The organism is Roseomonas sp. 18066 (genome assembly GCF_902706185.1).
Taxonomy (GTDB): domain Bacteria; phylum Pseudomonadota; class Alphaproteobacteria; order Acetobacterales; family Acetobacteraceae; genus Pseudoroseomonas.
The window spans coordinates 1-12,014 of sequence record NZ_CACSJM010000169.1; the positions used below are offsets into that span (position 1 = coordinate 1).

Sequence of the window (12,014 nt, forward strand, 5' to 3'; positions counted from 1 at the left end):
CGCGCAGCGCCCCCGCCACCCGCAAGCCCGCCGCGGCCAAGGCCAGCCCGGCCAGCGCCCGGCCGCCGCTGCGCAAGGGCGCCACGGTGAACCCGGCCGCCGGCAAGCCCGTCGCCAAGCCGGCCAAGCCCGCCAGCAAGGCCGCGGAGAAGCCCGCCGCGACGCGCAAGCCGCGCAAGGTGCCGCAGCGCGCCAAGCTCGCCCCCGACCAGATCGAGCTGCTGGTGAAGGCCACCGTTGCCAGCCTGGAGGACGACAAGGCCGAGGACGTGGTGGTGCTCGACATCGCCAGCCGCTCCTCCTTCGCCGACCGCATGGTCGTCGCCACCGGCCTGGCCGACCGCCAGATCCAGGCGATGGCCGCGCATCTGGACAAGGTCCTGGGCGAGCACGGCATCCGCCGCATCCGCACCGAGACCTCGCCCGACTGGGTGCTGCTCGATGCCGGCGACCTGATCGTGCATCTGTTCAAGCCGGAGGCCCGTGCCAACTACCGGCTGGAGAAGATGTGGGGCCCCGACAGCCCGCCCCCCGGCGAGGACGACACCCTCGACGACGACGCCCCCCTGCCCTCGCTGACCGCGGCCGACTACGCCGATGATGGCGCGGACGAGGATGAGGAGGTCGGCGACGACCTCGACGGCGACGCCCTCGATGGCGGCATGGACGAGGAAGACAGCGAGGAGGGCCGCGGCTGAGCCGCGCGCCGCTCCTGGTCGCCGTCGGCCGGATCAAGCCCGGTCCGGAGGCGGATCTCTTCGCCCAGCACAATGCGCGGCTGCGCCCGCCCCTCGGCGTCAAGGAAATCGCCGAGGGGCGCGGCGCGCCGGCCGAAGTGCGGCGGCGGGAAGGCGAGGCCCTGCTCGCCGCCCTGCCCGCCGGCGCCCTGGTGGTCGCGATGGATCTCGGCGGGCATATGCCGGACAGCGAAGCGCTCGCGGCGCTGCTGACGCGCTGGGAAGAGACGGGGAAGACGCTGGCCTTCGTCATCGGCGGCGCGGAAGGGCTCGATCCTGCCGTGCAGGCACGGGCGGATCAGCGGCTGTCGCTGGGGCCGATGACCTGGCCCCACTTCCTGGTGCGGGGGATGCTCGCCGAGCAGCTCTACCGGGCCCAGGCGATCAGGGCCAACCATCCCTATCACCGCGGCTGGCGGCCGTAGAAAGAAAGGCCGGGGGAAGGAATTCCCCCGGGCCCCCATCTTTTTTCTGTTCTGATCAGGTCACGCGGGTCAGCACCGAATCCAGGACAACATCCGCGGGCCAGTGGCCGTCGGCGCGCAGGCCGGCGATGCCATGCACCAAAGCCCAGGCCGCCAGGGCCCCGGCACGGTCCGCCGCCACGCCGGACAACACCGAGAAAGCCTCGCCCGCCGCCAGCTTCAGCGCCGGATGCGACCCGGCCCGCAGCTCCGCCCCGAACATCAGCCGGTACAGCGCCGGATGCGCGGCGGCGAAATCGAGATAAGCCCGCCCCTGCCCGGCCAGCCCCGGCGCCGCGCGCAGCGCCGCGGCCAACCGGGAAAACCCCTCGGCGGCGAGCGCGGCCAGCAGCGCCTCCCGGCTGGCGAAATGCCGGTAGGGCGCGTTGTGCGACACCCCCGCCCCCCGCGCCACGGCACGCAGCGACAACCCGGCCGGGCCCTCCGCCACCAGCAGCGCCTCGGCCGCGGCCAGCAGCGCCGGCCGCAGCTCGCCATGGTGGTAGGCCTCCTTCGAAGTTGACACTGCCCACATCGCTCCCGCATGTTGTCACTGCCAACATCACCCCGCCGCCGCCGCCCCGGCAAGGGAGTCCCCCATGTTTCTGCTCACCATCGCCGCCCTGGCCTGGCTCGCGCTGCACCTGCTGCTGGCCGGCCCGCTGCGCGCCCCCGTCGCCGGCCGCCTCGGCGAGAAGGCCTTCCGCGGCCTGTTCTCCGCGCTCTCGGTGCTGAGCCTGGCGGCGCTGATCCTGGCCTGGCGCGCCGCCCCCTGGGTGCCGCTCTGGGCGCCGCCCGGCTGGGCCCGGGGCCTGGCCATCGCCGGCATGCTGCCCGCGCTGCTGCTCTTCGCCGGCGCCCTGATCAAGCCCAACCCCACCGCGGTCGGCGGCGAGCGCGCCATGGCCGCCGGCCCGCGCGGGCTGCAGCGCGTCACCCGCCATCCGATGCTGTGGTCCTTCGCGCTCTGGGCGGCGCTGCACCTGCAGGCGCGCGGCGACCTGGCCGGGCTGCTGTTCTTCGGCAGCCTGGGCCTGGTGTCGCTGGCGGGGATGCCCTCGATCGACGCCAAGCTGGCACGGCGCGACCCGGCGGCCTGGCAGGCGATGGCCGCCGGCAGCGCCATCCTGCCCTTCGCCGCCATCCTGGCCGGCCGCGCCCCCTTCCGCCCGGCCGAGATCGGCTGGCTGACGCCGCTGCTCGCCCTCGCGCTGTGGCTGGCGCTGCTGGCCGGGCATGGCGCGCTCTTCGGCAGCCCGCTGGTCTAGAGGTAGCCCCAGCGGCGCAGCAGCACGCTGAAGGGCTGCATCAGCATCGCCGTCATGGCGATGCGCACCAGGTGGAAGGCCACCACCACCGGCACGTCCAGCAGCAGGATCTTGGCGGTCAGCGACATCTCGGCCACGCCCCCGGGGGCGGTGGCCAGCACCATGGTCGCCAGGTCGATGCTGGTGAACTGCGCCAGCAGCGCGCCGAGCAGCGCGCAAAGCCCGGTCAGCAGCAGCACATGCAGCACCGCCGCCCCCAGCAGCCGGCCGCTGCCCAGCAGCGCCGCGCGCTCGAACTGCGCGCCCAGCTGCGCCCCCATCGCCACCTGGGCGATGGCGGTGACCCAGCCGGGGATGCCGGTCACCGCATGGCCGGTGGCGGTCAGCCCCAGGCTGACGAACAGCCCGCCCAGCAGCCAGGCATTGCGCACCTGCAGCCGGATCAGCAGCCAGGTGCCCAGCACCGAGGCGACGATCAGCGCCAGGAAGCCCAAGGGCTCCAGCGGCCGCGCCAGGGCGGCGGAGGGGATATGGCCGGCGACGCCGAGGGCCGCGAAGGCGCTGGGCACCAGCACCACCACGCCGACCACGCGCAGCAGCTGGATGATGGCCACCGCGATCGGCTTGGCGCCGTAGGATTCGCCCAGCACGCTCATCTCGGCGACGCCGCCGGGGATCGAGCCGAACAGCGCCGACGGCCGGTCCAGCCGCCCGAGCCGCGCCAGCAGCGGCGACAGCAGCACCCCCAGCGCCAGGGTGGCCAGCGCGGCGCCCACCACCAGCGGCGCGCGCTGCGCCAGGTGGCCGGCGGCCTCGGGGGTGAAGAACAGCCCCAGCGCCGCGCCGATCACCAGCATGCCGAGGTTGCGCGCCGGCCGCCACGCCGCCAGCTTCAGCCCGGCCAGCTGGCCGATCGCCACGAACAGCATGCCGCCCAGCAGCCAGGGCAGCGGCGTGCCCAGCGTGAAGAACAGCGCGCCGCCCAGGCCGGACAAAGCCAGGCACAGCAGGTGGGACCACAGGAGGCGGGGCGCGAAGGCGGGGATTCGCATCGCCGCCAGCCTAGCCGCCTGCCCGGCGATGACAACGTGCTGCAATGCACAAACGACCGGCGTGGATTGGACCTGTGTTGCCGTTAATTTCCGCCCCGGCCAGAGCTGTGCTACGGGCGGCAATCGTGACCAACCGCGACGCCCCATGCTCCGCAAGCTGATCCGCCATCCCCGGACCCAGATCCTCCTGGCCCGGCTGCTCAGCGCCTATCTTGGCTTCTGCTATCGGACCTCGCGCTGGTCGGTCCTGGGCGCCGAGCACCTGGCGCCCTTCGCCGAGGCGAACCGGCCGATGATCATCGCCTTCTGGCATGAGCGGCTGCCGATGATGCCGATGCTCTGGACCCTGGCGCACCGGCAATTCCCCGGCATGGCCGGCTGGCAGCCGCATGTGCTGGTGTCGCAGCATCGCGACGGCCGCTTCATCGGCGAGGTGGTGGCCCGCTTCCGCCTGGTGATGGTGCATGGCTCGACCTCGCGCGGCGGCGCCGCCGGGCTGCGCGGCCTGCTGCGGGTGCTGAAGGACGGCAGCCCGGTGATCATCACCCCCGACGGCCCGCGCGGCCCGCGCCGCAAGGCGGCCGAGGGCGTGGCGCAGATGGCGGTGCTGGCCGGCACCCCGATCGTGCCGACGGCCGCCGCCACCAGCCGCCACCGCCTGCTGCCCAGCTGGGACCGCATGATGCTGCCGCTGCCCTTCGGCCGCGGCGTGCTGGTCTGCGGCCCCGCCATCACCGTGCCGCGCGAGGATGCCGCCGGCGCCCTGCCGGCGATCGAGGCGGCGCTGACCGCCGCCTGCGACGCCGCCGATGCCTGGGTCGCCAGCCCGCCGGCCAAGGCGTCACGCCCGTGAGCCTGCTCGGCCGCGCCACCGGGCTGCTGGGGGCCGGGCTGGCGCCGCTGCTGCCGCATTGGCTGCAGCTGCGCGCCCGCCGCGGCAAGGAAGTGCCGGAGCGCCTGGCCGAGCGCCGTGGCCTGGACGCCGAGCGCCCGGCCGGAGCCCTGCTGTGGCTGCATGGCGCCAGCGTCGGCGAGACCCTGTCCCTGCTGCCGCTGATGCGGGCGCTGCTGGAGCGGGCGCCGGCGCTGCACCTGCTGGTCACCACCGGCACCGTCACCGCCGCCACCATGCTGGCGCAGCGCCTGCCGGAGGCGCTGGCGCCGCGGGTGATCCATCGCTTCGCCCCGCTCGACGTGCCGCGCTGGGCCGAGGCCTTCCTCGATGGCTGGCGGCCGGATGGCGCGGTCTTCGTCGAGAGCGAGCTGTGGCCGAACATCTCCGCCGCCCTGGCCCGGCGCGGGGTGCCGGCGGCGCTGATCAATGCGCGGATCTCGCCGCGCTCGGCGCGGATGTGGCGCTGGGCGCCGGGGCTGGCGCGGGAGATGCTGTCGCGCTTCCGGCTGGTGGTCGCGCAGAGCCTGGACGATGTCGCCCGCCTGAAGGCGCTGGGGGCTGCCGGCGCGGTGTTCTGGGGCCAGCTGAAGGCCGCCGCCGAGCCGCCGCCGGCCGACCCCGCCGAGCTCGCCCGGCTGCGCGCGCTGATCGGCGACCGCCCGGTCTTCTTCGGCGCCAGCACGCATCAGGGCGAGGAGCCGGCGGTGCTGGAGGCGCATCGGACACTGCGCGCCCGCTTCCCCGACCTGCTGACCATCATCGCGCTGCGCCACCCGGCGCGGGCGGCCGAGGTGATGGCGCTGGCAGCACCCTTCGGCAAGCTGGTCCAGCGCAGCGCCGGCGGGCTGCCGGGGCCGGATTGCGACCTGTATCTCGCCGACACGCTGGGCGAGATCGGGCTGTTCCTGCGGCTGTCCGGCGTCGCCTTCGTCGGCGCCAGCCTGGTGCCGAAGGGCGGGCACAATCCGCTGGAGGCGGCGCGGCTGGGCTGCCCGATCCTGATCGGCCCGCATACCGAGCATGTGCGCGAGCTGACCGAGGCGCTGATCGCCGCCGGAGGGGCGCGCCGGGTGCATGACGGCGCCACGCTGGCCGAGGCGGCCGCGGACGTGCTATCTGATAGCGGTCGCGCCCAGGCCATGGCCCGGGCGGCGGCGACGGTCGCCGAGGATGCCTCCCACCTGCCGGGGAAACTGGCCTCCGCGATCCTGGACATGCTGCCTCTCGGCACCGGCGCTGCGCCGGCCCTCCGCGAGGCTTAAGAGAGAGGACAGGTCTCAGCCGGATGCGCGCACCCGACTTCTGGAGCGGGGGCAGCGGGGGAATTGCGCCCCTGCTTCTGTCCCCCATCGCCGCGATCTACGCCGCCGCCACCGCGCGGCGGGTGGCAAAGCCGGGCTGGCAGGCGCCGGTGCCGGTGATCTGTTGCGGCAATGCGACCGCCGGCGGCTCCGGCAAGACCGTGGTCGCGCTCGATCTCGGGCAGCGGCTGTCGAACCGCGGGGTGGCCACGCATTTCCTGACCCGCGGCTATGGCGGCAAGCTGAAGGGGCCGGTGATGGTCGACCCCGTGCAGCATGACAGCCAGGCGGTGGGGGACGAGGCGCTGCTGCTGGCCGCCACCCGCCCGACCTGGGTGGCGGGCGACCGCGCCGCCGGCGGCAAGGCGGCGGTGGCCGCCAATGCCCAGGCCATCATCATGGATGACGGGCTGCAGAATCCGGGGCTGGTCAAGGACCTGTCGCTGCTGGTGGTCGACGGCAATTTCGGCTTCGGCAACGGGCGGATCATCCCGTCGGGGCCGCTGCGCGAGCCGGTGGCCGCGGCCGCCGCCCGCTGCCGCGCCGCGGTGCTGATCGGCGAGGACGAGACCGGGGCGCTGGCGATGCTGCCGCCCGGGCTGCCGGTGCTGCGCGCGCGCCAGGTGCCGGGGCCGGAGGCGGAGCTGCTGGCGGGCCAGCCGGTCTTCGCTTTCTGCGGCATCGGCAATCCGCGCAAGTTCTTCGCCAGCCTGCAATCGGCCGGCGCGGTGCTGGCCGGGCGCATGGCCTATGCCGACCATTACCCCTTCGATGCCAGCGACCTGCGCGACCTGCTGGAGCAGGCCGAGGCGTTGCGCGCCATCCCGGTGACGACCACCAAGGACTACGTCCGCATCCCGCCCGCCTTCCGCAGCCGGGTGACGGTCCTGACGGTGAAGCTGGAGTGGGAAGAGCCGACGGCGATTGAGTCGTTGCTCGACCCCTTGGCGCAGCGGGTGCCCGTTCCGGCCTGAGTTTTATTGAACAGAAAGAAGATGGGGGTCCGGGGGAATTCCTTCCCCCGGGCTTTTTCTTTGCCTCAAACGCCGGCGCCCGCTCCGCGGGCTTGGCTTCCGCGCCACAGGGCGCGGGCCGCCTTCGCGGCCTCAGCCGGCCTGACGGCCGGCTGCCATGGCTTACCGCTCGCGCTTGATCCCCATGACCAGCGTCTGCTCATCCATGCGCGGCTCGTAGGTGAGCGGCCGGCGGGCGGCCCAGGCGGCCTTGAACAGGATCATCGGAATCAGGGCCAGGTCGTCGACCGAGGCCTTCACCGCCGCCGCGATGCGCCGCTCGCGCTCGGCCGGGTCCATGGTGGACAGCGCTTCCTCGATCGCCCGGTCGAGCTCCGGGTTGACGTAGCGGGTGTCGTTGCTGGAGCCCAGGCGCCGCGGCGCGTCGAAGCTGTGGACGATGTTCAGCAGCACGCTGCCGGCCTCGCCGGTGGAGCTGCCCCAGCTGTTCTGCACGATGGAGTATTCCTGCTTGGCCAGCCGGGTCAGGTAGGTGGCGAAGGGCAGGGTCTCGACGGTGGTCGCGACGCCGATGCGGCTCCACATCTGGGCGACCGCCTGGGCGGTCTGGCCGTCGGAGGGGTAGCGGTCGTTGCTGGCGTGGAGCGTCAGGCGGAAGCCGCTGGGGAAGCCGGCCTCGGCCAGCAGGCTGCGGGCGCGGGCCAGGTCCTGCGGGGGGACGCCCACCGCCGGGTTGTAGCCGAAGGAGCCGGGCGGCATCCATTGGCCGGTGGCCTCGGCCATGCCCTGCTGGACGCGCTCGGCCAGGGCCTGGCGGCCGATGGCCAGCGACAGCGCCTGGCGGACGCGCAGGTCGCGCATCGGGTTGGTCGCGAGCGGCTTGCCGTCATTGTCGGCGATGAAGGGCGAGGCCCCTTCCCGGCTGAAATCCGGCGAGAGGAACAGGGCGCGGGAGCCCTGGCGCTCGAAGATGCGGACATTCTGGTCGGCGCGCAGCCGCGGCAGGTCCGACGACGAGGGCGCCGCGATCAGCTCGACATCGCCCGACAGGAGTGCGGCGGTGCGGGCGCCGGGGTTGGGGATGATGCGGAAGGTGACCTTGTCCCAGTCCTGCTTCGGGCCCCACCAGGCCGGGTTGCGCTCGACCTCGATCGAGGAGCCGGAGGTGTAGCTGAGCAGGCGGAAGGGGCCGGTGCCGATGGCGGCCTTGCCGGAATTGTAGTCGGCCGTCGTCGCCCCCTCGCCGGCGTGGCGGGAGACGATGGCGATGGCGGTCAGGTCGATCGGCAGGTTGGGCGTCGGCGCCGAGGTGGTGATGCGCAAGGTCAGCGGGTCGACCGCCTCGACCTTGGTCACGGTGCGCAGCGCGCCGCCGAAGCTGGCCGGGCTGTTCGGCACGCTGGGGGCGCGGTTGTAGCTGAAGATGACGTCGTCGGCGGTGAAGGGTTTTCCATCGTGCCAGGTGACGCCGGGGCGCAGCTTGAACTCCCAGAGGTTCTCTTCCACCGCGGTCCAGGACAGCGCCAGGTTGGGCATCGGCCGGCCGTCGGGGCCGCGCACCACCAGCGGGTCGAAGATGTGGCGGGCGAAGGCCGAGTTCGGCGCCGCATTGGCGAAATGCGGGTCGATCGAGGTGACCGGCGCCGAGAGGCCGATGCGCAGGTCATCGGCGAGAGCCGGCGCGGCCAGGGCAAGCCCGGCCAGGGCGGCGAGGAAAAGACGGGGGGTCATGCGGGCGCTCCGCTGGGGGGGCAGGTGGGACATCAGGCCGCGGCCTTGCCGGCCATGTCCAGCGGCGGCGGCACGTCTTTCGGGATCGGGAAGACGTCGGGCATCTCTTTGGTGCGGGCGGCGTGGTCGGCGCGGGCCTGGGCCAGCAGGGCCGGGTCCTCGAAGACCGCGGCCGCGGTGGCCGCCATCACCTTGGCCACATGCTCCAGGCCCTTATGCGCGGCGGGCGCCTTGCCCTGGGCGACCAGCTGCCAGCTATGGCCCGGCGTGCCGATGGCATAGGTGGCGCCGCGCGCCTGCACGGTGGGCACCTTCCAGCTGACCGTGCCGACATCGGTGGAGCCGATGCCGGCGGGCTCCGGCGCCGAGAGCGGCACCAGCCGCTCGGCCAGGACCTCGCCGGGGATCGGGGCGAGGCCCGCGCGGCGATAGGCGGCGTCGATCTCGGCCGGCGTCAGCGTCGCCTGGATGTCGCGGGCGAAGTCCTTGTCCGCCTCGTCGAAGGCGGGCGCGCCGAGGTGGAGAAACGCCTCCTCCATCGCCTGCTCCAGCGGCGGGTTGGCGACCAGCTCGGCATCGGCGCTGAGCACGCGGTGGGTCACCTGCGTCTCGGTCATCAGGCTGGCGCCCTGGGCGATCTTCTTGACGCGCTCCAGCAGGGCCAGCACCTCGGCCATGGTCAGCGAGCGCACCAGGTAGCGGACGCGGGCGCGGCCCTGGACGACATTGGGCGCGATGCCGCCGGCATCCTGCAGGGCGTAGTGGATGCGGGCATGGCTCGGCATGTGCTCGCGCATGTAGTTGACGCCGACATTCATCAGCTCGACCGCGTCCAGCGCCGAGCGGCCCAGATGCGGCGCGGCGGCGGCATGGCTCGACCGGCCCACGAAGGAAAAATCGACCTCCATGCAGGCCAGCGACTTCGGCTTGTTCACCCCGGAGAAGGCGGCCGGATGCCAGCAGATGGCGATGTCGACATCGTCGAAGGCGCCATCCCGCACCATGAAGCCCTTGGCCGAGCCACCCTCCTCGGCCGGGCAGCCGTAATAGCGGACACGGCCCTTCAGCCCCCGCTCGGCCAGCCAGTCCTTCACCGCCGCCGCCGCCAGCAGCGAGGCCGAACCCAGCAGATTATGGCCGCAGCCATGGCCATGGCCGCCGGCCTCGATCGGGCGGTGCTCGGCGACGCCCGCCTCCTGGCTCAGGCCCGGCAGGGCATCGTATTCGCCCAGGATGGCGATGACCGGGCCCTCGTCCCCCGCCTCGCCCATCACGGCGGTGGGGATGCCGGCGATGCCCTGGGTCACGCGGAAGCCCTCGGCCTCCAGCAGGTCGCGATGCTCGGCGGCCGAACGATGCTCGGCATAGTTCAGCTCGGGCATACCCCAGACGGTGTCGCTGAGCGCGTTGTAGCGGTCGCGGCGCGATTCGACATGGCGCCAGACGGCGTCGGTGTTCTTCATGGCGGAGTTCCCCCAGGAACGGCGTTTCCGGGGTTATAGGCGGGCGGAAGAACAAGAAAACAGGGGGCGCTGCCCCCTGACCCCCGCCGGGGGGATACGATCCCCCCGGACCCCGCGATCAGTCAGTCAGGTAACGCACCGTCAGGTGCGTCATGAAATCTGACGGGTCCAAGGGCTTGCCCGTCGCGTGGCACAGCAGATCCTGGAAGCCCAGCCGCGAACCCTGGCTGTGCACCTTCTCCCGCAGCCAGCCCATCATCGGGGCGAAATCGCCCTCGGCCAGCGCCGCATCGACATCCGGGATCGCCGCCCGCACCGCCTGCATCAGCTGCGCCGCGGCCATGGCGCCCAGCGTATACGAAGGAAAATAGCCGAAGGCGCCGTCATGCCAGTGGATGTCCTGCAGGCAGCCCCGGGCATCATCCGGCACTTCCCGGCCGAGCAACCTGGAAAAACCTTCGTTCCAGGCGCCGGGCAGCTCGGCCACCGACAGATCGCCGCCGATCAGAGCCCGCTCCAGCCGGAAACGCAGGATGACATGGGCGGGGTAGCTGATCTCGCCGGCATCGACACGGATGAAGCCGCGCTCCACCCGGCGCCACAGCCGGCCCAGATTCTCCGGCGCATAGGCGGGGTCCTCGCCGAAGACCGACGGCAGCTTGCGGCCGAGATAGCCCAGGAAGGCGTCGGAGCGTGCGGCCTGCATCTCGACGATCAGGCTCTGCGATTCATGCGCGGCCATCCCCGCCGCCTCGCCCACCGGCTGGCGCGCGAAGTCCAGCGGCAGGCCGCGCTCATACATCGCGTGGCCGGTCTCGTGCAGCACCCCCAGCAGGGCGCCGGCGAAGCTGTCGGCCGTGTAGCGGGTGGTGATGCGCACATCCGACGGCGTGCCGCCGCAGAAAGGATGCAGGCTTTCATCCAGCCGGGCATGGGCGAAGTCCAGCCCGACCCGCCCGGCCAGCTCCCGGCACAGCGCCTGCTGCGTCGCCGTGGCGAAGGGACCAGCCGGCTCCCGCGGCGCCGGGTGGCGGGCCTGGATCTCTTCCGCCCGCGGCAGGGCCTCAACGAGGAAGGTCTCATAGGCCGAGAAGATGGGCTCCACATCGGCGGCGCCGATGCCGCGCTGGTAGCCCTCCATCAGCGAGTCATAGGGCGACAGGCCGGTCACCGCCGACAGCGCCGCCGCCGTCTCCCGCTGCAGCCTGACCACCTCTTCCAGGTAAGGACGGACCTGGGCGAAGTCGGACTTGGCGCGGGCCTCGCGCCAGACGGTCTCGCAGGCGGAATTGGCGCGGCTGCTGGCCTCGACCAGGTCGCCCGGCAAGGCGGTGGCGCGCGCCTGGGCATGGCGCATCAGCTCCAGATTGGCGCCTTCCCAGCCGCCGCCCGCCTCGGCCTCGGCGAGGTCGGCTGCCATGCCGGGCTCGGTCATCAGCTGGTGGGCGAGCCCGGCCAGCGTCGCCAGCTGCTCGCCGCGGGCTGCGGCGCCACCCGGCGGCATCACCGCGGCGGCGTCCCAATGCAGCATCGACTGGGCCTCGCCCAGCGCGCCGATGCGGGCGAAGCGGGCCTTCAATCGGTCATAGGCGGGGCTCATCATCGGGCTCCTTCAGGCGGCGGCGGGCGAAGGTCAGAAAAACGCCGAGCTCGGCCAGGGCCAGCCCGTACCAGGTGATGACATAGCCGAGGTGGTTGTTGGCCGGCCGCGGCAGCGACGCCGCCGGCATCGGCAGCACGCCCCGCTGCGGCACGCCGAGCGCGGCCAGGGCGAAAGGCGCCAGGCCCGGCGCGCCGATGGCGGGGCCGATCACCGCCGGGTCCATCGTGTAGAAGCGCTTTTTTCCGATGTCGTCGCGGGCGGAGAAGCCGTCGGCCTGCTCGCCGGGGCGGAGATAGCCTTCGACGCGGACTGTCCCTTCCGGGCGGTCGACGGGCGCCTCGCCCTCCAGCGGCACCCAGCCGCGCAGCACCAGCAGCGGACCAGCGCCCTCGCGCTCCAACGGCGTCATCAGCTGCGCGCCGAGCACCCCGCCGCGCACCTCCAGCCCCAGCATCGCTTCCCGGTCATGCCGGAAGCGGCCATGGGCAAAGACCTTGGTCCAGGGGGTGGGGGCTGTCTCTTATAC

Annotated in this window: 10 protein-coding genes and 2 pseudogenes; 6 read left to right on the forward strand and 6 right to left on the reverse strand. The window is 73.0% G+C overall.

Going from position 1 to position 12,014, the window contains the following annotated elements; translation table 11 throughout:
• Nucleotides 1-86 precede the first annotated feature (86 nt).
• Nucleotides 87-521, forward strand: a pseudogene (gene rsfS / locus GVN67_RS30200) (ribosome silencing factor); the annotation flags it as partial.
• A gap of 191 nt (nucleotides 522-712) precedes the next feature.
• A complete protein-coding gene (locus GVN67_RS24785) occupies nucleotides 713-1,162 on the forward strand; it encodes a 23S rRNA (pseudouridine(1915)-N(3))-methyltransferase RlmH (RefSeq protein ID WP_160000005.1) in 450 nt (149 codons plus the stop codon).
• Nucleotides 1,163-1,217: 55 nt separating this feature from the next.
• Here the strand turns inward: GVN67_RS24785 and GVN67_RS24790 are convergent, their stop codons facing one another.
• Nucleotides 1,218-1,727, reverse strand: coding sequence for a TetR/AcrR family transcriptional regulator (locus GVN67_RS24790; RefSeq protein WP_200845386.1), 510 nt, complete (start codon nucleotides 1,725-1,727; stop codon nucleotides 1,218-1,220).
• A gap of 73 nt (nucleotides 1,728-1,800) precedes the next feature.
• On the opposite strand from GVN67_RS24790, the gene GVN67_RS24795 reads away from it, so the two are divergent.
• Nucleotides 1,801-2,469: an NnrU family protein gene (locus GVN67_RS24795; protein ID WP_159999996.1), complete on the forward strand. Its 669-nt coding sequence runs from the start codon at nucleotides 1,801-1,803 to the stop codon at nucleotides 2,467-2,469.
• On the opposite strand, the gene GVN67_RS24800 is transcribed toward GVN67_RS24795, so the two are convergent.
• Nucleotides 2,466-3,521, reverse strand: a complete 1,056-nt coding sequence (locus GVN67_RS24800; protein WP_159999997.1) for an AbrB family transcriptional regulator — start codon at nucleotides 3,519-3,521, stop codon at nucleotides 2,466-2,468. The two genes, GVN67_RS24795 and GVN67_RS24800, sit on opposite strands and share 4 nt — an antisense overlap.
• 145 nt (nucleotides 3,522-3,666) lie before the next feature.
• Here GVN67_RS24800 and GVN67_RS24805 point away from each other — a divergent pair, with 145 nt between their 5' ends.
• Genes GVN67_RS24805 through lpxK form a run of 3 tightly spaced genes read left to right on the forward strand, consistent with a single transcriptional unit; the run spans nucleotide 3,667 to nucleotide 6,691 of the window.
• Nucleotides 3,667-4,374 (forward strand): lysophospholipid acyltransferase family protein, encoded by a 708-nt coding sequence (locus GVN67_RS24805; protein WP_159999998.1) that lies wholly within the window; start codon nucleotides 3,667-3,669, stop codon nucleotides 4,372-4,374.
• Complete coding sequence (locus GVN67_RS24810) at nucleotides 4,371-5,678, forward strand: 3-deoxy-D-manno-octulosonic acid transferase (RefSeq protein WP_159999999.1); 1,308 nt, start codon at nucleotides 4,371-4,373, stop codon at nucleotides 5,676-5,678. The genes GVN67_RS24805 and GVN67_RS24810 overlap by 4 nt, the downstream gene beginning before the upstream one ends.
• A 23-nt stretch (nucleotides 5,679-5,701) precedes the next feature.
• On the forward strand, nucleotides 5,702-6,691 hold the full coding sequence (gene lpxK, locus GVN67_RS24815; protein WP_160000000.1) for a tetraacyldisaccharide 4'-kinase: 990 nt from the start codon (nucleotides 5,702-5,704) through the stop codon (nucleotides 6,689-6,691).
• A gap of 162 nt (nucleotides 6,692-6,853) precedes the next feature.
• Here lpxK and GVN67_RS24820 read toward each other — a convergent pair whose 3' ends face one another.
• The 4 genes and pseudogenes from GVN67_RS24820 to GVN67_RS24835 all read right to left on the reverse strand — a co-directional run.
• Nucleotides 6,854-8,422: an ABC transporter substrate-binding protein gene (locus GVN67_RS24820; protein ID WP_160000001.1), complete on the reverse strand. Its 1,569-nt coding sequence runs from the start codon at nucleotides 8,420-8,422 to the stop codon at nucleotides 6,854-6,856.
• 32 nt (nucleotides 8,423-8,454) lie between these two features.
• Nucleotides 8,455-9,885, reverse strand: a complete 1,431-nt coding sequence (locus tag GVN67_RS24825; protein WP_160000002.1) for an amidohydrolase — start codon at nucleotides 9,883-9,885, stop codon at nucleotides 8,455-8,457.
• A gap of 118 nt (nucleotides 9,886-10,003) precedes the next feature.
• On the reverse strand, nucleotides 10,004-11,485 hold the full coding sequence (locus tag GVN67_RS24830; RefSeq protein WP_160000003.1) for a carboxypeptidase M32: 1,482 nt from the start codon (nucleotides 11,483-11,485) through the stop codon (nucleotides 10,004-10,006).
• Nucleotides 11,469-11,981: pseudogene (locus GVN67_RS24835) on the reverse strand (SURF1 family protein); the annotation flags it as partial. The pseudogene GVN67_RS24835 and the gene GVN67_RS24830, both read right to left, overlap by 17 nt.
• Between the last annotated feature and the right edge of the window lie 33 nt (nucleotides 11,982-12,014).